Raw genomic sequence first — 22,625 nt, forward strand, 5'->3', positions numbered from 1 at the left:
TTGCTCTTCTTAGCGTTACTTCAGGTATTCACCACTGCGCAGCGCTTCAATACGTTTATCCAGCGGCGGGTGACTCATAAACAGCTCGCTCAGCGATTTTGATTTACCGTTAATGCAGAATGCCATAATGCTGGTCGCTTCCTGCGGTTCATAGCTGGTTTTCAGACGCTGCAGCGCGGCAATCATCTTCTCACGGCCAACCAGTTTCGCCGAGCCGGCATCCGCATGGAACTCACGGTGACGGGAGAACCACATGGTGATGATGCTGGCCAGAATACCGAATACCAGCTCCAGTACCGTCGCAACCGCGAAGTAGATCAGCGGGTTGCCGTTGCTCTCTTCCCCTTCATCGCGGTTCCCGCCCATAAAGCCTGCCGCGATCTGCGCCAGAATACGGGAGATGAAGATAACAAAGGTGTTCACTACGCCCTGGATCAGGGTCATGGTGACCATGTCGCCGTTCGCGATATGGCTGATTTCGTGAGCGATAACCGCTTCGGCTTCGTCACGGCTCATGTTCTGCAACAACCCGGTGCTGACGGCAACCAGAGACGCATCACGGCGGGCACCTGTGGCAAAGGCGTTAATATCTGGCGCGTGGTAAATGGCCACCTGCGGCATGGCGATACCCGCCTGCTGCGATTGCTGAGCCACAGTATTCATCAGCCACTGTTCCATATCGTTACGCGGTTGCTCAATGACTTCACCACCTACCGATTTCAGTGCCATCCATTTCGACATCAGAAGTGAAACGAATGAGCCACCAAAACCAAACAGCAGCGCCATAATCAACAGACCCTGAACGCTGCTCGACTGAATTCCTGTCAGGCTTAGCACGAGCCCGAAAACCACCATCACCGCAAGGTTGGTGAGCAGGAAGAGCGCGATTCGCATCATAATTTTCTTTTAACCTCAGTTTAACAAAGCGCACTATGCGATTACCCACATCGTATGGGTATTACGGCTATTTTCAAGCATCCATCGGGCGTAAGTCACCAGAAAGACACAACTTTACACAATTGGAAATTTGCCTGACGGGAGAATGCGGAACAAAAAGAAACAGGCACAATTTCTTGTGCCTGTTGGGGGATTATTTTGCCGGTGCGGGTTGCACGGCGGGCTTCGCCTTTTCCTGATTCGCCAGGTCAAGAGCGATATGCACCGTCTCGTCGAGGTAAGGATCCGGCTCCTGGTAATCTTTTGGCAGATCGTCCAGTTTCTTAAGCAGAGGCTTACCTTCACGCTTGAAGCGATCGTTGATACGCGCCAGACGCGTTGCATCATCTTCGTTGTTCTCTTTCTCACGCTGAGCGTAGTTGAGAGAAACAATATTCCGCTTATCTTTCAGGGCATTGAAACGAGCAATGTCCTTCATGATGTACTGGAATTCCGGATCTTTGGCGATGCGATCGTTGTGCGCTTTCAGCAGTTCAGGACCAAACTGCGTCATATCACCCGCTTTCACGTAGGTCGCGGCGTTAATGCTATCCCACGGCAATGCGTTATCTTCAAACTTCTCGCCGGTTTCAGTCTCTTCCGTGCCTGTCGGCATCATGATATCCGGCGTCACGCCTTTACGCTGCGTACTGCCACCGTTCACACGATAGAATTTCTGAATGGTGTACTGAACCGAACCCAGTGCAGGCCATTCCGGACGCAGCATCTGATCGTAGATACGATTCAGAGAACGATACTGCTGTACGGTACCTTTACCAAATGTCGGCTCACCGACAATCAGCGCACGGCCATAGTCCTGCATAGCGGCGGCAAAGATTTCAGACGCGGAAGCACTGAAGCGATCGACCAAGACCACCAGCGGGCCTTTGTAGTAGACCACACCATCATTGTCGGCATCTTCACGTACTTTACCGTTGTTATCGCGCACCTGAACCACCGGACCAGACGGGATAAACAGCCCGGACAGTGAAACCGCTTCGGTCAGCGCCCCACCACCGTTGCTGCGCAAGTCGATGATGACGCTGCTCACGTTCTGCTTTTCAAGCTTCTGCAGCTGGACTTTTACATCATCAGTCAGCCCGACGTAGAAGCCCGGGATATCCAGAACACCCACCTTCTCTTTACCCACGGTCTTCACCGACATTTTCACCGCGCGGTCTTCCAGGCGGATACGCTCACGCGTCAGGGTAACGATACGGGTTTTGGTGCCTTTACCGGCTGGCAGAATTTCAAGGCGAACTTTGCTGCCTTTCGGACCTTTGATCAGCGCAACCACATCATCCAGACGCCAGCCGATCACATCGACCATGTTCTGTCCGGTTTGACCCACACCAACAATGCGATCGCCTACGCTTATCGCTTTGCTTTTCGACGCCGGGCCACCGGCGACCATTGAGTTGATCACGGTGTAATCATCGTCCATCTGCAGCACCGCACCGATACCTTCCAGAGACAGGCTCATTTCGGTATTAAACTGTTCGGTATTGCGAGGCGAGAGATAATTGGTATGCGGATCGATTTCGTGAGCGAAAGCGGTCATCGCCAGTGAGAAAACATCTTCACTATTGGTCTGAGCCAGACGACGAATAGCGAATTTGTAACGACGCGTCAGCGTGTCACGGATCTCTTTTTCATCTTTGCCGGTCAGCTTAAGGCTCAGCTCGTCGTATTTTACTTTTCCATCCCACAGCGCATTCAGCTCGGCTTCGTCTTTCGGCCAGGGCGCTTTGCTGCGGTCCAGATTAAAGGTGTCGTTGCCGGTGAAGTCCATCGGACGTTCCAGCACTTTCAGCGCATACTGATAGCGTTCAAAGCGGCGCTTTTGCGACAGGTTATAGAGATCGTAGAACAGATCCAGCTTGCCTGAACGCAACTCGTCACCCACCCCGGATTTACGCTTAGCGAACTGCTCGACATCGCTGGCGAGCAATACGTTATGGCTGTAATCCAGCAAGTTCAGATAGCGGTCAAAGATTTTGGCCGAAAAGGCCTGATCGAGATCGAACTGACGATAGTGCGAACGGGTGAAGCGTGAGGTCACACGCTCGCTCACCGTCGCGTGCTGCGTCTCTTCCTTGAGGACCGGAATTTGATCAACACGCGTGATATCGTCCACTGCGAAAGCATGGCCTGTTATAGCAAACAGGCCCGCCAACGCGGTGAGCTTAAAAAAAGTGTTCATGCCAGGCTTGGCCTCCGTTTCAGAACAACAAGTGTTCTGCGCGTACAATCATTGACATACCAGAAGTCAGCTGTACACGAACGCCATCTTTGGTGATTTCCAGTACGGTGGCGTCCATTGCGTTGTTACCCGCTTTCACCTTCAGTGCCTGACCCACGCTCAGGGCGTTAATGTCAGAAACCGGCGTATGGCGCGGCTCTTCACGAGGGGCGCGCGGGGCTTTAGCTGCTGGTTTGTCAGCACGCGGTTTGCGATCGTTATTATCGTTACGACGCGGCGCTGGGCGTGGTTTACGCTCACGACGAGGCGCTTCTTCCTGGCCGTTTGCCGCTGCGGCTTCGCGTTTTTTCGCTTGCTGTTCTGCACGTTGTGCCTGAACGCGTGCTTTGGCTTCTTCCAGCTGTTTACGTGCGTGCTCAACGTGCTGCTCGTCCAGCTCACCACAAGGGTTGCCGTCAAGATCAACACGCGTCGCGCCCGCTTTGATACCGTACAGGTAACGCCAGCTCGAAGTATAAAGACGTAAGGCGGAACGAAGCTGAGTTTTGCTGAGGTTCATTTCCCCCTCAACGCGTGCCACCAGATCCTGAAAAATACCGACTTTCAGGGGACGAGCTTCACCTTCAGCACTGAAGCACTGTGGGAAACGCTCGGCCAGAAATGCGATAACTTCTTTACTGCTATTCAACTTAGGTTGATTTTCCATGAAATTTCCTGATTACAACGGACGTTGCCAACAAGCGCAGGCATGAACAGGCGTCATTATAATGACGCTATCAGTAAATGCTACGTTATCCGTTGATTATCCTGCTACGCTCGCAAAGAATTTTTGATAATCGGTTGCGGCGAGAACGTTTTCTAGGTTCGCCACCAGCTCGCGCAGCCCTTGTTCGTCCTCGGTTGTGAAGCGACTGAAGACCGTGCTGTCGATATCCAGAACGCCAATAATCTGATTTTTTACCACCAGAGGCAGAACGATTTCAGAATTACTGGCTGCGTCACAGGCAATGTGTCCGTCAAACGCATGGACGTCTTCGACGCGCTGTACCTGATTAGTCGCGACCGCTGTACCACAAACGCCACGTCCTACGGGAATACGCACGCAGGCAATTTTCCCCTGGAACGGGCCAAGCACCAGCGTTTCACCTTCCAGAAGGTAAAAGCCGGCCCAGTTAACGTCTGATAGCCGTTCAAACAGCAATGCGCTAGTATTTGCCAGAGTGGCTAAGAAGCTGGTCTCACCCGCCATCAATGCCTTAAAATCGCGGTTAAGATCCGCGTAGAATTCTGTTTTGTTCATTATTCAATCACTTAGTTGTCTTACAAAATTACCGCATAGCCTATTAAAATAAGCATTAAATGCGCTCATGCTCAAGATGAATCCGTTCATGAGTTAATATAACGTTCAACAATACTTATTTGTGCGCAGCTGATGGCCTTAAAAACAACCAAAATTACGCCGACAAAAAAGATAACTGTCCATACGGTAAGCGAAGCTTTGCCTCGTGCACATTATCAGCGTTGCCCGCAGTGCGATACGCTTTTTATGTTGCCGAAGATGAAATCGCATGAAAGTGCTTTTTGCCCCCGCTGCGACGCTAAAATTCGCGACGGACGCGACTGGTCGCTGACCCGTCTCGCCGCGATGGCCATCACCATGCTGCTTCTTATGCCGTTTGCCTGGGGCGAACCGCTGCTGAAGCTGTACCTGCTTGGTGTGCGTATTGATGCCAACGTACTGCAGGGGATCTGGCAGATGACGCGCCAGGGCGACCCGCTCACTGCCGCCATGGTGCTTTTCTGTACGGTCGGCGCGCCGCTGGTGCTGGTCGCCGCCATTGCCTATCTTTGGTTGGGTAACATTCTGGGGATGAATCTCCGCCCCGTGTTGCTGATGCTGGACAAACTGAAAGAGTGGGTCATGCTGGATATCTACCTGGTGGGCGTCGGCGTGGCGTCCATAAAAGTCCAGGACTATGCATTCTTGCAGCCCGGAGTCGGACTCTTTGCATTTATTTGTCTGGTCTTGCTCAGCATCCTCACACTCATTCATCTGAACGTCGAACAGCTCTGGGAGCGCTTTTACCCTCAGCGCCCGGCCACGCGACCGGATGAAAGTCTCCGGGTCTGTCTGGGGTGTCACTATACTGGCTTGCCCGACCCACGTGGCCGTTGCCCGCGGTGTCATATTCCCCTGAGACTGCGGCGCAACAACAGCCTGCAAAAATGCTGGGCCGCGCTGATTGCCTCGCTGGTCTTTTTGATCCCGGCCAATATGCTGCCGATTTCCATCATTTACGTGAATGGTGGGCGCCAGGAGGATACCATCCTCTCCGGGATCATCTCCCTCGCCCACAGCAACGTGGGGGTGGCGGCAATTGTGTTTATCGCCAGTATTCTGGTGCCGTTTACCAAAGTGGTGGTGATGTTTACCCTGCTCCTGAGTATTCACTTCAAATGTGAGCAAGGTTTACGTACCCGAATTCTGCTTTTGCGATTCGTCACCTGGATTGGCCGCTGGTCGATGTTGGATCTGTTCGTGATTTCGTTGATGATGTCGCTGATCAATCGCGACCAGTTATTGGCTTTTACAATGGGACCCGCAGCTTTTTATTTCGGCTCCGCGGTGATATTGACTATTCTTGCTGTGGAATGGCTGGATAGCCGCTTACTTTGGGATGCACATGAGTCAGGAAACGCCCGCTTCGCCGACTGAAGCGAGAATTAAAACAAAACGCCGCATTTCTCCATTCTGGTTGCTGCCTGTCATCGCCCTGATGATTGCAGGCTGGCTTATCTGGACGAGCTATGAAGATCGCGGAAGCACCATCACCATTGACTTCCAGTCTGCCGACGGCATTGTGGCCGGGCGAACCCCTGTCCGCTTCCAGGGGGTTGAGGTGGGTACCGTTCAGGACATCAGCCTTGGAAAAGGGCTGAATAAAATTCAGGTCCGCGCCAGCATTAAGTCCGATATGCAGGATGCGCTGCGCAGCGAAACGCAGTTCTGGCTGGTAACGCCTAAGGCCTCTCTGGCGGGTGTTTCAGGGCTGGATGCACTGGTTGGCGGTAACTACATCGGCATGATGCCGGGTAAAGGTGAACCGCAGGATCACTTTGTTGCGCTGGATACCCAACCAAAATACCGACTGAATAACGGCGATCTGATGATCCATCTGCAGGCACCGGATTTGGGTTCCCTCAACAGTGGCTCACTGGTTTATTACCGTAAAATTCCGGTAGGTCGCGTTTATGATTACGCCATCAACCCGAATAAACAGGGCGTGACGATTGATGTGTTAATCGATCGCCGCTTCACTAACCTGGTGAAAAAAGGCAGCCGTTTCTGGAACGTCTCCGGCGTGGATGCCGATCTCAGCCTGAGCGGTGCCAAAGTGAAGCTCGAGAGCCTGGCCGCACTGGTCAACGGTGCCGTTGCCTTCGACTCTCCGGAAAACTCCAGCCCGGCCACGGCAGATGATACCTTCGGATTGTATGCTGACCTGGCGCACAGCCAGCGCGGCGTGATCGTCAAACTCGCCCTGCCCGATGCTAAAGGGCTGAAAGCGGGTTCCACACCGCTTATGTATCAGGGATTGCAGGTTGGGCAGCTCACCAAAATGACGCTCAATCCAGGCGGTTCCGTGACCGGTGAGATGACCGTCGACCCGAGCGTGGTTGATCTCCTGCGTGAAAAAACGCGTATCGAGATGCGCAGCCCAAAACTGTCTCTGAACGATACCAGCCTGAGCAATCTTCTGACCGGCAATACGTTTGAACTGATCCCCGGTGAAGGTCAACCCAGCAACAGTTTCGTTGTTGCGCCAGCAGATAAAGCGCTGCTGCAAAAACCGGGCGTCGTAACGGTGAAACTGACCGCGCCTGAAAGTTACGGTATCGAAGCCGGCCAGCCTCTGATTCTGCATGGCGTCCAGGTGGGCCAGGTGCTGGAGCGTACGCTCTCTGAAAACGGCGTGAGCTTCTCGGTGGCTATCGATCCGCAATACAGCGACCTTGTCCATGGCGACAGTAAATTTGTGGTGAACAGCCGCGTCGACGTGAAGGTTGGCCTCGACGGCGTTGAGTTCCTCGGTGCCAGCGCCAGCGAATGGGTTAACGGCGGGATCCGCATTTTACCGGGCAATAAAGGCCCGGTGCGCGACAGTTATCCGCTGTATGCCAACCTGGACAAAGCGATTGAAAACAGCATGAGCGATCTCCCAACCACGACACTGACGCTAAGCGCCGAGACGCTTCCTGATGTCCAGGCTGGCTCCGTCGTGCTGTACCGTAAGTTTGAGGTCGGGGAAGTGATTGCCGTACGCCCTCATGCGGACGCGTTTGATATCGAACTGCATATCAAACCGGAGTATCGCAAGTTGCTGACCCCGAATAGCGTGTTCTGGGCCGAAGGTGGTGCGAAAGTGCAGCTTAACGGTAACGGGCTGACCGTGCAGGCCTCCCCGCTTTCACGTGCGCTGCGCGGAGCGATCAGCTTCGATAACCTCAGCGGTGCGGGTGCAAACCTGCGTAAAGGCGATAAGCGTATTCTCTTCCCGTCTGAAACCGCTGCCCGTGCCGTTGGCGGACAGATTACCCTGCATGCTTTTGATGCAGGGAAGCTGGCGGAAGGGATGCCTATCCGTTATCTGGGTATTGATATCGGGCAGATCCAGAAGCTGACGCTTATCACCGCGCGTAACGAGGTGCAGGCCACCGCCGTGCTCTACCCGGAATATGTTCAAACCTTCGCCCGCTCAGGCTCCCGCTTCTCGGTGGTGACGCCACAGATTTCGGCCGCTGGCGTTGAGCACCTCGACACCATCCTGCAGCCTTATATCAACGTCGAACCCGGTAAAGGGAATGCTCGCCGTGACTTTGAACTGCAGGAAGCCACGATCACTGACTCTCGCTATCTGGATGGCCTGAGCATTGTGGTGGAAGTGCCGGAAGCAGGCTCGCTGAACATCGGCACACCGGTGCTGTTCCGCGGGATTGAGGTGGGCACAGTGACGGGCCTGACGCTCGGTACGCTCTCTGACCGCGTGATGGTGGCATTACGCATCAGCGATCGTTACCAGCACCTTGTGCGTAATAACTCGGTGTTCTGGCTGGCCTCCGGCTATTCACTGGACTTCGGTCTGACGGGCGGGGTGGTTAAAACCGGCACCTTCAACCAGTTCATTCGTGGCGGTATTGCTTTCGCTACACCACCGGGGACGCCGCTGGCGCCGAAAGCGCAACCGGGCAAACACTTCCTGCTGCTCGAAAGCGAGCCGAAAGAGTGGCGTGAATGGGGCACTGCCCTGCCGCGTTAATCTCAGGGCTCCGGTGTCAACGCACCGGAGCCTTTATGTTACACTGCGCCCCTGAACTTTTCCCTGTGGTGTGCACGTGGCTCAAAACTCCGTATTTCTTCCTGAACAATTCCTGGCGCAGATGCGCGAGGCGCTTCCTTCTCACCTCTCGTTAGACGATTTTATCGCCGCCTGTCAGCGGCCGTTGCGCCGGAGTATCCGTGTCAACACGCTGAAAATAAGCGTCGCCGATTTTCTGACGCTGGTCTCGCCGTATAACTGGCAACTGACGCCAGTACCGTGGTGTGCAGAGGGTTTTTGGATTGAACGGGATGACGAAGCGTCGTTGCCATTGGGCAGTACCGCAGAACATCTGAGTGGTCTGTTTTATATCCAGGAAGCCAGCTCGATGCTGCCGGTTGCCGCCCTGTTTGCGGATGATAATGCGCCAGAACGCGTCATGGATGTCGCTGCCGCGCCGGGCTCCAAAACCACGCAGATTGCCGCCAGGATGGGGAATCGCGGGGCCATTCTCGCCAACGAGTTTTCAGCCAGTCGCGTTAAAGTTCTGCACGCTAACATCAGCCGCTGCGGGATCCATAACGTTGCCCTGACGCACTTCGATGGCCGCGTATTTGGCGCAGCCCTGCCAGAAGCGTTTGATGCCATCCTGCTGGACGCGCCCTGCTCCGGCGAAGGGGTGGTGCGTAAAGATCCTGATGCGTTAAAAAACTGGTCTGTGGAGAGTAACCTTGAGATTGCCGCCACCCAGCGCGAACTGATCGTCAGCGCCTTCCATGCCCTGCGTCCCGGTGGCACATTGGTTTATTCGACCTGCACCTTAAACCGTGACGAGAACGAGGACGTCTGTCTGTGGCTCAAGGCGCAATACCCTGATGCCGTCGAGTTCCTGCCGTTAAACGGCTTGTTCGCTTCAGCCAATGAAGCCGTCACGCCTGAAGGATTTCTGCACGTTTTCCCCCAGATTTATGACTGCGAAGGTTTTTTTGTCGCACGGTTGCGTAAAACGCAGACGGTTGAGCCACTGCCAGCCCCGACGTTTAAGGTCGGCAATTTCCCCTTCGCCCCCATGAAAAGGCGTGAGGCGGAGCAAGTCACTACCGCCGCCGCTAAGGTCGGGCTGGCCTGGGATGACACATGCCATCTTTGGATTCGCGATAAAGAGATTTGGCTTTTCCCGGCAAATATTGAGCCGCTTATCGGCAAGGTACGTTTTTCCCGCATCGGGCTCCGCCTGGCGGAAGTGCACAATAAAGGCTATCGCTGGCAGCATGAGGCTGTTATCGCCCTCGCCGGCAGCGAGAATACGTTCGCCCTGACGCACCAGGAAGCCGAAGAGTGGTACCGGGGCCGTGATGTATATCCGGACAACACGCCATCGCATGATGAAGTGGTAGTGACCTATCAGGGTTATCCGTTAGGGCTGGCGAAAAAGGTAGGCTCGCGACTGAAAAACAGCTATCCGCGAGAGCTGGTTCGTGATGGGCGATTGTTTACCGGTAACGATCGCACCGGCTGAAAAAAACGCATTTTTTTACTGGCGATTTTGCTCTCCTTGTCTACGATCAAAAATGGATGCCCATACTGGTCATACCAGATTTTGATAACACACCCGGAGAGCAATATGACGAAAACCAGCGTGCGTATTGGCGCTTTCGAAATCGACGACGCAGAATTGCGCGGCGAAGCACAGGGCGAACGAACGTTAAGTATTCCCTGCAAATCCGACCCGGATTTGTGCATGCAACTGGATGCCTGGGATGCCGATACCAGCGTACCGGCAATACTTGATGGCGAACACTCAGTCCTTTACCGTGAGCATTACGATAGTCAATCCGATGCCTGGGTCATGCGTCTTGCCTGACCTAAAGAGAACCCGCCCGAAGGCGGGTTATTTATTACTGAAGTTGCGCCAGCGTAAAGTAACCATCGAAAACGGCGCCGGTATCAATATAGTGCAGGTTATTAAAATCATACCGCCGGTCAAGTGGCGTATGTCCGAACCAGAAATGGTCCGCACCGCCGATCCCCTGCCCTTTCCCGACCATAAACCCCATCAACCGGTCGCGATCCCATAGTACGTGCTGGGCGCTTACGGGTTTTTGCCAGCGGTATTCCGCAGCGGGATAGTCAGCGTGAGCAATCACATTCACACCGTTTGCACAGGTTATCTCGATAATGTGCGGCAGTTCCCGACACGCATTAAGTAACGTCAGCGCCTGCTGCTGCTGTGTGTGCTCAAGGCGGGTAAACCAAATTCCGCCATTCATTGTCCAGAGTGCGAAATCATTATTATCAAGGCTGTCGATAGCCATTTGTTCATGGTTGCCCCGTACTGCACGAAACCATTTTTCATTCATGAGCTGTAAACATTTAATACTGTCAGGGCCACGGTCAATTACATCCCCTACGGAAATAAGCAAATCCTCATAAGGATTAAAATGCCGGCGTTTCAGTTCATCCATGAGCCACTGATAACAACCATGTATGTCGCTGACAACCCAGACGTGCCGCCACTTCCCACCATCGATTCGCTGATACATAAAACCTCCTTGCTTAAGTATAGACGCAGCAGAAATTGCAGCTGACACGCGCAGCATTCACAAAGCCAAACGAACGGTAAACCAAATGGAAATAAAGATCCGCGCGCTATTAATCCCTTTTTGCTGACTCTTTAGAATAAGGCATGAATTAAACGAGAGGTCTTAACGTGTCTAATATGCACCTGCACAACGATGTGTTCTATCCGCATCGCACAAATATCATTTCCGAGCTGGTGAAAGGAAAACGCGTTCCGGGTCCAATCTGGCAGAAGCGCGAGTATCGTCTGAAGTTCCTGCTTCGCTCGCTCCTGTTCTGGTCTTCCACCCATCGCGTGCTGGAAACGCTCTCAGGACGTGATGATTTTGACCGTCTGCTGGCCTCTCAAATTACCTTACCGAGTAAAACCCATCGGCAGTATCTGATGCGTGGCCTGACGGCCGGCGATCGGGCTGACGCTATCATCAGCCATTATCACTGGGTCGATAGCCTGAAAAATATCACCCTCGCCAACGCGCTGACCAGCCCGCAAGAGCAGACCATAGTGCAATTTCAGGCAAAAAACGACGCGACGTATACCGTGAGTGCCTCTTCTGCCGGCAAAGCCGAGCGGGAAGGTGAAAGCACGCTGTGGCTGCGCGACAGCGAGAATACCGTGCTCGCAAGCCTGACGTTTAGCGTCGCACGCAGCAACGGGCAGCGAGTGCTGGTGATTGGTGGGCTTCAGGGGCCACGTCGCAACGTCTCGCATGACGCCATTAAACTGGCGACCCGCGCCTGCCATGGCCTGTTTCCAAAACGCGTGCTGATGGAAGTGGTTTTCCAGCTGGCCGCACATTCATCCGTCCGGGCGATTTTTGCTGTCGGTGATGAGGGACACGTTTTCCGCGCACTGCGTTACCGCCTGAGCAAAGGCCGTCATTTCCATGCCAGCTATGACGAATTCTGGGCGAGTCTGGACGGTAAGAAAATCTCCCCCTTCTGCTGGCAACTGCCGTTACAGATGGAGCGTAAATCCCTGGAAGATATCGCCAGTAAAAAACGGGCGGAATATCGCCGTCGCTTTGAACTGCTTGACTGCATTGAGGCTGAGGTGAAATCACGCTTTTAAGTGCGCTGAGAGCTTTCTTCAACTCTGCATAAAAATTTAACAAAACCGGCAAAAAGGGCTGGACTTACGCCTGCCGTTTTGTGATATGGTTGAAGACGGATCACTGAACGTGTCCCTTCTGAGAGAGCCGGTGAAAGGAATAAATCGTTTGCTTTCAATCAGATAAAAAGAGACCGAATACGATTCCTGTATTCGGTCCAGGGAAATGGCTCTTGGGAGAGAGCCGTGCGCTAAAAGTTGGCATTAATGCAGGCTAAGTCGCCTTGCCTTTTAAGAATAGATGACGACGCCAGGTTTTCCAGTCCTCAGTTAAAGCGGCCGGAAAAAAAGCGTATGAGCATCATTAAAAGTGAAAAACCGCAGTGCTTTCGCAAGCATCTGCGGTTTTTTATTGGAAACCCGAAGATTAACAAAGCGTGTCTGCACGCTCGATAAACGGTGCCAGGCTCATCTTCTGCCCTGGATGCGCGGGATCATCAATCTGAATAACGCTGATTGGCTGTCCACTGCTTTTGCCGCTGGCGACCTGCTGCTCTGCGACATCATTTAAAGGGTATTGCACCAGCGTGCTTGGGTTAATCGCATACAAGGCGTGCCCCGGACGGCAGGTCAGCATCACCTCTTCACGATTAAACGCCCATTTGTCCTTACCCACTTCAAAACGGCTGACGGTAATGACCTGTGGTGCGGCCAGGGCACTCCCCGTGCAGGCCAGCAAGATGAGAGAAAGTAGTGTCTTTTTCATAGGATAGTTAACCTTGTCAGAAGGGTTCCCAGGTCGCGAACAGACTGACTGTAGCCAGCACCAGCGCACCCAGCACCACTTCTGCTTGTGTCATTCTGATAAATATTTGTTGTTCTCGCCCGCTTTGCGCACGAAACCGTGGCACCAGAAAATACCGATTTGCCAGCGCAATTACCACCATCAAAGCCACCAGCGCACATTTGAACAACAAAAATTGCACGTAACGGGCCTGCCAGGGAATATCGATACCCAGAATAAACAGCGCATTGAAAACGCCGGTAAGCACCACGCCTGCTACGGCGTAATGCCCCACGCGTGAGAAGCGCATCATGGTGTAGATTGCGGCAGGCTGCCACTGCCCTTTCGCCAGACGCATGCAAAACAGCAGCGGCAGTAATCCGCCAAGCCAGGTTGCGGCACATAACACATGAAGAGCGTGATTAAGACGCTGCAATGCGCCCACCGCGCCTTCGTTCATTGTCGCATGCCCTACTCCCGCCAGCAGGACGAACTGTCCCATGGCGAGCAGTAACAGCCGTGAGCCTTTATGCGGAGCCAGCCATGCTGTACCGGCAGTAAGGGCCGCGAGAATAATTTGCCACAGCCAGACGCTTCCAAACTGCGTGCCCAGCACGCTACGCCAGATGTCGGGGTTGACGACATCGCCCCAGCCATTCCCCATTAACCCGCCCTGAAGCGTAAACATCAGGAGCGCTGTCACCAGGCTGATTAACGCCGCCATTCTCTGCTGCGACTGAAAACGCCGGGACATGAGCCGTTGCAGAGAGGAAGGAGCAAACCAGACGCTATACAGCGCATTGCCAAAAATAAGCATTAACGCGCCGAAATGGAGAAAGCGCAGCCCTACGTAGCACATCGCCAGCATGCTATTTCACGCTAAAGTGATAACTGCCTTTTGTCTTGTGGCCGTCTACCGACACCACATGCCAGTCAACCTGGTAGGTTCCGGGCTTCAACTCGCGATCCAGCGGCACATTCAGCTGCGTCTTGTCTTTCTCGTCGCGTTTAACGGCACCGGTGCTGATGGTCTGCTTTTGTGCATCCGTCACCACCACACCGCTAAAACCGGGCTCAATACCTTCTGAAAACGTCAGCCTCAGCGTGCGCGGTGCCGTCACGAGGCTATCTGCTGCCGGAGTCTGTTGTTTAAGGTGAGCGTGCGCCAGCACGGAGGGTGACATCACGCAAGAGGCCAGAAAGACCAGTGCGCCTGCCGCGCGGGAAGAGGATAAACCCATCGCAATCATTCCTTTTTGTTATGCCTGTATGGCAAAGAATAACTCTGTATAATAAGCGAGTCGAGGATCATCCCACCTCTGCTTGTCATCGTCGAGCAATCGCGGTAACGTTGCCGCCGTCTAAAAAGGAGAAGGTAATGAAGATCAATCTGGCCGCCCTTCCTCAGGACGAGATGGATAAAGTGAATGTCGATCTCGCTGCCGCTGGCGTCGCATTTAAAGAGCGTTACAACATGCCCATCGTGGCTGAAGTGGTTGAACGTGAGCAACCTGCTCATCTGCGCGACTGGTTTCGCGAACGCTTAATTGCGCATCGTCTCGCCTCAGTTAACCTTTCTCGTTTACCGTACGAACCTAAAGTTAAATAAGCTTAACGAGTCGTTACACTTCCTTACGCGGAATATGGCAGGATAAGAAAACCCTGATTAAATTAGGTGTATTCTTAAATCACTGCGACTCTGTGTAAAGGAAGTCACGATGTCACAATGGAATATTGCTGCGGCCCAGTATGCCGGGCTGCACCACAGTGTAGATGAACATGTCGCGCACCATCTCCGTTTCATTGCCGAAGCGGCACGACAGCAGTGCGATTTGCTGGTATTCCCGGAGCTCTCATTAACTGGCCCAGGGACAACGACGCTCCCCGCCCCTCCCGATGATAAACAGCTGGCCCCGTTGCTAAACGCCGCAAAATTATACCGGATTACTATTATTGCCGGGCTTCCGCTCGACGTGAATGGCCATCGCCAGAAAGGCCTTGCCCTGTTTACCCCCTCTCGCCATAGCATCCTGCGCTACCCTCAGGGTCGCGGTGCAAGCCTGATCCCAGGAGATAAACAGCTGACGATCATCGATGCACATGCTGATTCGCCAAATCTCGACCCACAGGCGACGCTGTTTACCAGCTGCCAGTCAGTGGGAGATAGCCGCTGGCGGCAATCCATCAGTACCCTGCAGCGATTCGCACACAAATATGCCATTGCGGTGTTAATGGCGAACGCGCGCGGCGGCAGCGCGTTATGGGATGAAAAAGGTCAGCTGATCGTCCGCGCGGACAAAGGTGAACTGCTATTGACCGGATCTCTTGGCAGACAGGGTTGGCAAGGCGATATCATTCCTTTAGGCTAGGCGTTTTAGGCTCAGGAGAGTTCAATGCTGCGCGTCATCGATACCGAAACCTGCGATCTTCAGGGCGGAATAGTGGAAGTGGCTTCTGTCGACGTGATTGATGGAAAAATAGTCAACCCAATGAGCCATCTGGTACGTCCCGATCGCCCGATCAGCCCGCAGGCAATGGCTATTCATCGCATTACAGAATCGATGGTGGCGGACAAACCGTGGATAGAAGAGGTGATACCCCACTATTACGGTAGCCCGTGGTACGTCGCGCACAACGCCAGTTTTGACCGCCGGGTGCTCCCCGACATGCCCGGAGAATGGATTTGCACGATGAAACTGGCGCGTCGTCTCTGGCCCGGGATTAAGTACAGCAATATGGCGTTGTACAAATCCCGTAAGCTGAGCGTCAGAACGCCGGAGGGTCTGCACCATCACCGCGCCCTGTATGACTGCTACATCACCGCCGCGTTACTCATTGATATTATGAATAACTCCGGCTGGACCCCTGATGATATGGCGACCATTACCGGGCGTCCGGCATTGCTGACTACCTTCACCTTTGGCAAATACCGCGGTCGGGCGGTTTCCGATATTGCGGATAAAGATCCGGGCTATCTGCGCTGGCTCTATAACAACCTCGATAAGATGAGCCCGGAACTGCGTTTAACGCTTAAGCACTATCTTGGCGAAGCTTAACGCTCCGCACGGCCTGGCAGCGTCTCCTGCGCCAGGCCAATCAAAAACGCATACTCCAGTGCCACGCCTTCGTAAGATTTAAATCGTCCCGATTTCCCGCCGTGACCGGAGTCCATATCCGTGCACAGCAGCAGCAGGTTGTCGTCGGTTTTCAGTTCCCGCAGTTTCGCCACCCATTTTGCAGGCTCCCAGTATTGCACCTGTGAATCGTGCAATCCGGTGGTCACCAGCATGTGCGGATACGCTTTCGCTTCTACATTGTCGTACGGGCTGTACTCTTTCATGTAGCGATAGTAGATCTCATCCTGCGGGTTGCCCCACTCTTCAAACTCTCCGGTCGTCAGCGGGATGGATTCATCCAGCATGGTCGTTACCACATCGACAAACGGCACCTGCGCAATAATCCCTTTAAAGCGTTCGGGACGCTGATTGATGACGGCCCCCATCAATAATCCTCCCGCGCTGCCGCCCATACCAAAGCAAAGCCCAGGATCGCCATAGCCCTGCTCAATCAACGCATCGCAGACGTCGAGATAATCATTGAAGGTATTTTTCTTTTTCAGGAATTTCCCGTCTTCATACCAGTGCTGACCCAGCTCCCCGCCGCCGCGAACATGCGCAATGGCGAACACAAAACCGCGATCCAGCAGACTTAACCGGCTGCTGCTGAAATCAGCGTCCATGCTTGAGCCGTAGGAGCCGTAGCCGTAAACCAGAATCGGATTCTTACCTTTCTGGAAATGCGCCCGATGATAAACAAGCGAGACCGGCACCTCGACGCCATCGCGGGCGGTAACCCACAGGTGTTCGCTTCGGTAGTTGTCGGAATCAAACCCTTTCACTTCGGACTGTTTAAGCACCTGACGTTGCCCGGTGTCCATATCCAGCTCAAAGAGCGTATCGGGCGTGGTCATAGACGAGTAGCCGTAGCGCAGACGCGACGATTCCGGCTCAGGATTAAACCCTATCCACGTGACATAGGCCGGGTCGTCAAACGCAATCCCGATCACTTCCCGCGTTTTGCGGTTAATTTGCCGCAGGCTGGTCAGCCCCCGCTGGCGCTCCTCAACCACCAGCCAGTCGGTGAACAGCGTAAACCCTTCGAGCATCACCTGCTCCCGGGCGGGGATTAACACTTCCCACTTGCGTTCATCGCGTACTTTGGTTTTGTAGAGGCCAAAGTTTTTACCCTCCCGATTAGAGCGCAGGTAAAAGCTGTGCTGGAAGTGATCGAGGCTGTATTCATGATCTTTACGTCGCGGCAGGAAGCACAGCGGCTGCGCATCAGGTAGCTCGGCGTCCAGAAGCAGAACTTCAGAGGTTGTGGCGCTGGCCAGGAAGATAATCACATAGTGGCGAGACGAGGTTTTGTGCAGGCTGACATAAAACGTTTCGTCTTTCTCTTCGTAAACCAGTTCGTCGTCAGCAGAATCCGTCCCAACGGTATGGCGCCACACCTGGTAAGGCAGCAACGTGGAGGCATGCTTTTTGACGTAGTAGACCGTTTCGGAATCATTCGCCCAGACAAAGTCCGGCGAAACGTTATCCAGCATTTCCGGATACCAGTTACCGGTTTCCAGGTTGCGAAAACGCAAACCGTACTGACGACGGGAGAGGTAATCCTCCGCCAGCGCCATAATGGTGTTATCGGGGGAGATGGACATGCCGCCGAGGGTATAAAACTCGCTGTGGGCGGCGCGCTGGTTGGCATCCAGCAGGATGTCCCACTCATCCCATTCGGCGCATAACACCGACTGTCGCTGGTAGATAGGGTACTCGTTGCCAGGTTCGTAGATATGACGATATCGATAGCCATTTTTGGTCCAGGGCGCGGAAATATCGCGCTGGGGGATACGCTGCACCATTTCATTTAACAGCTGGTCCTGCAACGCCTGCTGGCTGGACATGACCTTGCGGCCATAGTCGTTTTCCTCGTGCAGGTAGTCGAGCACTTCTGGCCGGGAACGGGAGTCGTCCCGCAGCCAGTAATAGTTATCTATACGCGTATCGCCATGCGTGGTGATCGCATAAGGAGTACGTCGGGCTTTCGGTGGCATGTCATCATTCTTTTGAGTTTTACACCCTATAAGGTTGGCAAAACCCACGCATGATGCAAGCGAAACATGGCTGCGACGGTGGCAGTTAGCCCTGTAACGCCCGTTTTTGCTCCTGAATATCCTTCTCGATCCCGTCCCGGACATCTTGTGGGATCTTCAGGGCATCACCCAGCGCATTGAGATAGCTGCGCTCCATAAAGTGATCGATATCGATGGCGGCACAGCTCAGAAAATAGAGCTCAAGCGCCTCTTCCTCATTTTTCACGCTTTGCGCCAGACGCTGCGGTTCGAGTGGCTGTTCGATGGCCTGCGCCACCAGCGCTCTGCCCCTTTCTTCGACACCGGCCTCACGCAGTTGCTGCTCAATCGCCGATCGTTCCTGGTCATCAATGTGCCCGTCGCTTTTCGCCGCGAACACCAGCGCCAGGATGAGCCGTTCGGTACGCAGATCCAGCGGCGAGGTCTGCTCACCAAAGTGGGGTTCGTCGCTGTGCGCGGTCCGCACTCTGTCCTTGTATTTGTTCCACAGTACGGTACCCGCAATAGCGCCGCCGCCCGCCAGCAGCGCGCCGGTACCATACTTTGCCAGTAACTTACGCGAGGATTTATTGGCAACCAGCAGTCCAGCCAGCCCGCCAAGCGCCCCCGGCACCAGGAGTTTGCTCAGCCCCTGCTCGCCGGATGACGACGTTTTCTGTCCCAACATGGATTGCAATTGATTTAGCCAGCCTGACATGGTTTCCCTCACTTAACGGTGAATATGTCTCCCAGCGTAAGCGAGCAGGCGTCAGGAAATGTCTGCCACGGCTAAAGAAGCGCAAATTTCTTGACCGCTCTCGGGCCCTGAACAAGACAGACGCAAACGTTTACGTTTATAATGCGCGCAACTTTTTCAGGGGGATTGTTATGACTCGTTTAGGAACCGCGCTGCGACCTGCGGCGACGCGTGTGATGCTGTTAGGATCGGGCGAACTGGGTAAAGAGGTCGCCATTGAGTGCCAGCGTTTGGGCGTGGAAGTCATTGCAGTGGATCGTTACGCTGACGCACCTGCCATGCATGTCGCCCACCGTTCTTATGTGATCAATATGCTGGATGGCGATGCCCTGCGTACGCTCATTACGCAGGAGAAACCGGATTTCGTGGTACCCGAAATTGAAGCCATTGCTACCGATACGCTGATCGCCCTTGAGCAGGAAGGCCAGCGCGTGGTGCCCTGCGCAAAAGCAGCCAAACTCACCATGAACCGCGAAGGCATTCGTCGTCTGGCGGCTGAAGAGCTGGCCTTACCTACCTCAGGCTACCGTTTTGCCGGCGATAAAGCCGCTTTCTTGCAGGCTGTCGACGAAATTGGCTACCCGTGCATCATTAAGCCCGTCATGAGTTCCTCCGGTAAAGGACAGAGCTTTATCCGCGACAGCAGCACTCTGGATAAAGCGTGGGAGTATGCCCAGCAGGGAGGACGTGCCGGTGCCGGTCGCGTGATTATCGAAAGCGTCGTAAAGTTTGATTTCGAAATCACGCTGCTGACGGTCAGCGCCGTTGATGGCGTCCATTTCTGCGATCCGATTGGCCACCGCCAGGAAGATGGCGACTATCGTGAATCCTGGCAGCCGCAGCAGATGAGCGACCTGGCGCTGGCACGTGCGCAGGAAATTGCCCGTAAAGTGGTGCTGGCGCTGGGGGGTTACGGATTGTTTGGCGTGGAGCTGTTTGTCTGCGGCGATGAGGTAATTTTCAGTGAAGTCTCCCCTCGCCCGCACGATACCGGGATGGTCACGCTGATTTCGCAGGACCTTTCTGAATTCGCCCTGCATGTGCGCGCCTTCCTCGGCCTGCCCGTTGGCGGCATTCGTCAGTACGGCCCGGCGGCTTCGGCGGTGATCCTGCCGCAATTAACCAGCCAGAACGTCACCTTTGATAACGTCGAAGGGGCTATGGGTGCAGGCTTGCAGGTTCGTCTGTTCGGGAAACCGGAGATTGACGGCACGCGCCGCCTTGGCGTGGCGCTAGCGACCGGTGAAAACGTGGATGAGGCTGTGGCAAGAGCCAAAACAGCCGCCGCGAACGTGAAGGTTGCAGGATAAAAAAACGGGCCAGCAGGCCCGTTTTTCATACTGTCTTCGCTTACTGCTTCGCGCCTTCAACCGCTTCGCGAGCCAGTTTAGTGATGCGATCCCAGTCGCCTGCTTCCAGCGCATCCGCAGGAACCAGCCATGAGCCGCCGATGCACAGGACACTTTTCAGCGCCAGGTAGTCACGGTAGTTTGCCGGAGAGATACCGCCCGTCGGGCAGAAGCGAACCTGAGAGAATGGACCCGCAATAGCCTGCAGCGCTTTGGTGCCGCCGTTAGCTTCAGCCGGGAAGAATTTGAACTCTTTCAGGCCGTAATCCATACCCATCATCAGTTCAGATACGGTGCTGATACCCGGGATCAGAGGGATCGTGCCTTCGGTTGCAGCTTTCAGCAGCGGCTCGGTCAGGCCAGGGCTGATAGCGAACTGCGCGCCCGCTTCGGTCACGTCAGCCAGCTGCTGTGCGTTCAGTACGGTACCCGCACCGATGATCGCGTCCGGCACTTCTTTGGCGATAGCGCGAATAGCGTCCATCGCGCAGGCGGTACGCAGGGTCACTTCCAGAACACGAACACCACCCGCGACCAGGGCTTTCGCCATCGGGACAGCATGTTCCAGCTTATTCACCACGATTACCGGCACGACAGGGCCAGTGGTCAGGATTGCTTCTGCACTTGTTTTCCAGTTTTTCATCAGAGTTTTCTCTCGCCAGATCGATAAAATCAAGTCGTCTTAAAACGTAATACAGGTTGCGCCCTGCTCCGCACCGGAGAGTTTCTCACGCAGCGCGCCAAACATTTCGCGTCCGGTTCCCACGCGCGATGCGCTCAGGTCAGGAATATGTGGCTTACGTGCCGCCAGTTCAGCGTCATCCACCAGCAGGGTTAACTCACCTGTCTGACCGTTAACGCGGATCATGTCTCCATCACGAACTTTCGCCAGCAAACCGCCGTCGTAAGCTTCCGGGGTCACGTGGATGGCAGAAGGCACTTTACCTGATGCGCCAGAGAGGCGTCCATCGGTCACTAACGCAATTTTGAAACGGCGGTCCAATAATACACCAAGTGGCGGCATAAGTTTATGTAATTCTGGCATCCCGTTCGCTTTTGGCCCCTGATGGCGCACCACAACGACGCAATCTTTGTCGAGCAGACCGGCATCAAACGCAGGCAAAACGTCATGCTGGCTTTCAAACACCACGGCCGGCGCTTCGATAATCTGGTTCTCTTCCGGTACGGCGGAGGTTTTCATCACCGCACGCCCCAGGTTACCGCTGAGCACTTTGGTGCCGCCGTGACGAGAGAACGGTTGTTCAAAGGTGGCGATAACCTGTGCGTCAAGCGAGGCGGTGGCGCCTTCACGCCAGTCAAGCTCACCGTTATTGAGCCACGGCTCATGGGTATAACGCTGCAGACCAAAGCCCGCCACGGTGTTCACATCTTCATGCAGCAGACCGCCTTTCAGCAGCTCGCGCATCAGCACCGGCACGCCACCGGCAGCCTGGAAGTGGTTGATGTCAGCCGGGCCGTTCGGGTACAGGCGCGCCATCAGTGGCACCACAGACGAGATATCCGAGAAATCATCCCAGTTAATCAGGATGCCCGCCGCGCGCGCCATCGCCACCAGATGCATGGTGTGGTTGGTTGAGCCGCCGGTTGCCAGCAGCGCAACGATACCGTTGACGATCACTTTCTCGTCGACCATTTTACCCAGCGGCATCCACGCGTTGCCGTTACCGGTCAGACGCGTTACCTGGCGGGCAGCTGCTTCAGTCAGGGCCTTACGCAGTGGCGCATCCGGCTGAATGAAAGAGGACCCAGGAAGCTGCATCCCCATAAATTCCACCACCATCTGGTTGGTGTTGGCCGTACCGTAGAAAGTACAGGTGCCCGGCGCATGGTAGGAGGCGGCTTCCGCTTCCAGCAGTGCCTGACGGTCTGCTTTACCTTCCGCATACAGCTGACGGATACGCACTTTTTCTTTGTTTGGCAGACCGCTTGCCATCGGACCTGATGGCACGAAGATCGCAGGCAGATGACCAAACGACAGCGCTGCCATGGCCAGCCCCGGGACGATTTTATCGCACACGCCGAGGTACAGCGCGCCATCAAACATATTGTGAGACAGGCCCACTGCGGCCGACATCGCAATCACTTCGCGGCTCAGCAGAGAGAGCTCCATCCCATCCTGACCCTGCGTCACGCCATCGCACATGGCCGGCACGCCGCCCGCGACCTGGCCTACCGCATTGATGCTGTGCAGCGCTTTACGGATGATCTCCGGATACACTTCGTACGGCTGATGCGCAGAAAGCATGTCGTTGTAGGAGGTAATGATGGCGATATTGTTACGCAGCATGCTTTTCAGCGAGGCTTTATCGTCGGGCTGGCAGGCGGCGAAACCGTGCGCCAGGTTACCGCAGGCGAGTTGTGAGCGATGAACGGTATTACTTTTAGCCTGTTCAATCCGGGCGAGGTAGGCAGAACGGGTCTCTTTCGAGCGCTCAATAATGCGTTGTGTTACGCGTAACAATGTCGGATTCATAAAAGCTCCTCTAATTTATCTG

Annotated in this window: 21 protein-coding genes; 9 read left to right on the forward strand and 12 right to left on the reverse strand. The window is 54.6% G+C overall.

Going from position 1 to position 22,625, the window contains the following annotated elements:
* Positions 1-15: 15 nt before the first annotated feature.
* The 4 genes from htpX to L462_RS13955 all read right to left on the reverse strand — a co-directional run bounded on the left by htpX (position 16) and on the right by L462_RS13955 (position 4,439).
* Positions 16-897, reverse strand: coding sequence for a protease HtpX (gene htpX, locus L462_RS13970; RefSeq protein WP_014170610.1), 882 nt, complete (start codon positions 895-897; stop codon positions 16-18).
* Positions 898-1,090: 193 nt separating this feature from the next.
* Positions 1,091-3,139, reverse strand: a complete 2,049-nt coding sequence (prc, locus tag L462_RS13965) for a carboxy terminal-processing peptidase (RefSeq protein ID WP_020883416.1) — start codon at positions 3,137-3,139, stop codon at positions 1,091-1,093.
* 19 nt (positions 3,140-3,158) lie between these two features.
* Entirely contained in the window at positions 3,159-3,845 is a 687-nt protein-coding gene (gene proQ, locus L462_RS13960; RefSeq protein WP_014170612.1) for an RNA chaperone ProQ, read from the reverse strand.
* Between the two features lie 96 nt (positions 3,846-3,941).
* Complete coding sequence (locus L462_RS13955) at positions 3,942-4,439, reverse strand: GAF domain-containing protein (protein WP_014170613.1); 498 nt, start codon at positions 4,437-4,439, stop codon at positions 3,942-3,944.
* Positions 4,440-4,571: 132 nt separating this feature from the next.
* Between L462_RS13955 and yebS the strand changes: the two genes are divergently transcribed.
* From yebS to L462_RS13935, 4 genes are all read left to right on the forward strand, one after another.
* The gene (gene yebS / locus L462_RS13950) at positions 4,572-5,855 is read left to right on the forward strand and encodes a membrane integrity lipid transport subunit YebS (protein ID WP_032678422.1); all 1,284 of its coding nucleotides are present in this window, start codon (positions 4,572-4,574) and stop codon (positions 5,853-5,855) included.
* The gene (locus L462_RS13945) at positions 5,824-8,457 is read left to right on the forward strand and encodes a PqiB family protein (protein ID WP_020883414.1); all 2,634 of its coding nucleotides are present in this window, start codon (positions 5,824-5,826) and stop codon (positions 8,455-8,457) included. The genes yebS and L462_RS13945 overlap by 32 nt, the downstream gene beginning before the upstream one ends.
* Positions 8,458-8,533: 76 nt before the next feature.
* Positions 8,534-9,976 (forward strand): 16S rRNA (cytosine(1407)-C(5))-methyltransferase RsmF, encoded by a 1,443-nt coding sequence (rsmF, locus tag L462_RS13940; protein WP_032678423.1) that lies wholly within the window; start codon positions 8,534-8,536, stop codon positions 9,974-9,976.
* A 105-nt stretch (positions 9,977-10,081) separates the two neighbouring features.
* Entirely contained in the window at positions 10,082-10,321 is a 240-nt protein-coding gene (locus L462_RS13935) for a YebV family protein (RefSeq protein WP_020883412.1), read from the forward strand.
* Positions 10,322-10,355: 34 nt separating this feature from the next.
* Here the strand turns inward: L462_RS13935 and pphA are convergent, their stop codons facing one another.
* On the reverse strand, positions 10,356-11,000 hold the full coding sequence (pphA, locus tag L462_RS13930) for a protein-serine/threonine phosphatase (protein WP_032678424.1): 645 nt from the start codon (positions 10,998-11,000) through the stop codon (positions 10,356-10,358).
* Positions 11,001-11,167: 167 nt separating this feature from the next.
* On the opposite strand from pphA, the gene L462_RS13925 reads away from it, so the two are divergent.
* Positions 11,168-12,109, forward strand: a complete 942-nt coding sequence (locus L462_RS13925) for a VirK/YbjX family protein (RefSeq protein ID WP_014170619.1) — start codon at positions 11,168-11,170, stop codon at positions 12,107-12,109.
* Between the two features lie 406 nt (positions 12,110-12,515).
* Here L462_RS13925 and L462_RS13920 read toward each other — a convergent pair whose 3' ends face one another.
* From L462_RS13920 to yobA, 3 genes are read right to left on the reverse strand one after another with little or no spacing between them, the layout of a single operon-like run.
* Complete coding sequence (locus L462_RS13920; protein ID WP_014170622.1) at positions 12,516-12,854, reverse strand: YebY family protein; 339 nt, start codon at positions 12,852-12,854, stop codon at positions 12,516-12,518.
* 16 nt (positions 12,855-12,870) lie between these two features.
* The gene (gene copD, locus L462_RS13915) at positions 12,871-13,740 is read right to left on the reverse strand and encodes a copper homeostasis membrane protein CopD (RefSeq protein ID WP_032678425.1); all 870 of its coding nucleotides are present in this window, start codon (positions 13,738-13,740) and stop codon (positions 12,871-12,873) included.
* Between the two features lies 1 nt (position 13,741).
* The gene (yobA, locus tag L462_RS13910) at positions 13,742-14,113 is read right to left on the reverse strand and encodes a CopC domain-containing protein YobA (RefSeq protein ID WP_032678426.1); all 372 of its coding nucleotides are present in this window, start codon (positions 14,111-14,113) and stop codon (positions 13,742-13,744) included.
* 137 nt (positions 14,114-14,250) lie between these two features.
* Here yobA and L462_RS13905 point away from each other — a divergent pair, with 137 nt between their 5' ends.
* From L462_RS13905 to exoX, 3 genes are all read left to right on the forward strand, one after another.
* Positions 14,251-14,481 (forward strand): DNA polymerase III subunit theta, encoded by a 231-nt coding sequence (locus L462_RS13905; protein WP_013096102.1) that lies wholly within the window; start codon positions 14,251-14,253, stop codon positions 14,479-14,481.
* 109 nt (positions 14,482-14,590) lie between these two features.
* Positions 14,591-15,241, forward strand: a complete 651-nt coding sequence (locus L462_RS13900; protein WP_020883406.1) for a carbon-nitrogen hydrolase family protein — start codon at positions 14,591-14,593, stop codon at positions 15,239-15,241.
* A 24-nt stretch (positions 15,242-15,265) separates the two neighbouring features.
* On the forward strand, positions 15,266-15,928 hold the full coding sequence (gene exoX, locus L462_RS13895; RefSeq protein WP_014170626.1) for an exodeoxyribonuclease X: 663 nt from the start codon (positions 15,266-15,268) through the stop codon (positions 15,926-15,928).
* On the opposite strand, the gene ptrB is transcribed toward exoX, so the two are convergent.
* Together ptrB and L462_RS13885 are read right to left on the reverse strand one after the other, a co-directional pair.
* Positions 15,925-17,985, reverse strand: a complete 2,061-nt coding sequence (gene ptrB, locus L462_RS13890; protein ID WP_032678427.1) for an oligopeptidase B — start codon at positions 17,983-17,985, stop codon at positions 15,925-15,927. The two genes, exoX and ptrB, sit on opposite strands and share 4 nt — an antisense overlap.
* Before the next feature lie 85 nt (positions 17,986-18,070).
* Entirely contained in the window at positions 18,071-18,721 is a 651-nt protein-coding gene (locus tag L462_RS13885) for a tellurite resistance TerB family protein (protein WP_020883404.1), read from the reverse strand.
* Between the two features lie 170 nt (positions 18,722-18,891).
* Here L462_RS13885 and purT point away from each other — a divergent pair, with 170 nt between their 5' ends.
* On the forward strand, positions 18,892-20,070 hold the full coding sequence (gene purT, locus L462_RS13880) for a formate-dependent phosphoribosylglycinamide formyltransferase (RefSeq protein WP_025203852.1): 1,179 nt from the start codon (positions 18,892-18,894) through the stop codon (positions 20,068-20,070).
* A gap of 40 nt (positions 20,071-20,110) precedes the next feature.
* On the opposite strand, the gene kdgA is transcribed toward purT, so the two are convergent.
* On the reverse strand, positions 20,111-20,752 hold the full coding sequence (kdgA, locus tag L462_RS13875) for a bifunctional 4-hydroxy-2-oxoglutarate aldolase/2-dehydro-3-deoxy-phosphogluconate aldolase (RefSeq protein WP_020883402.1): 642 nt from the start codon (positions 20,750-20,752) through the stop codon (positions 20,111-20,113).
* A 39-nt stretch (positions 20,753-20,791) separates the two neighbouring features.
* A complete protein-coding gene (gene edd / locus L462_RS13870; RefSeq protein WP_032678428.1) occupies positions 20,792-22,603 on the reverse strand; it encodes a phosphogluconate dehydratase in 1,812 nt (603 codons plus the stop codon).
* Between the last annotated feature and the right edge of the window lie 22 nt (positions 22,604-22,625).

It is taken from the genome of Enterobacter sp. BIDMC 26, from assembly GCF_000534435.1.
GTDB lineage: Bacteria > Pseudomonadota > Gammaproteobacteria > Enterobacterales > Enterobacteriaceae > Enterobacter > Enterobacter ludwigii.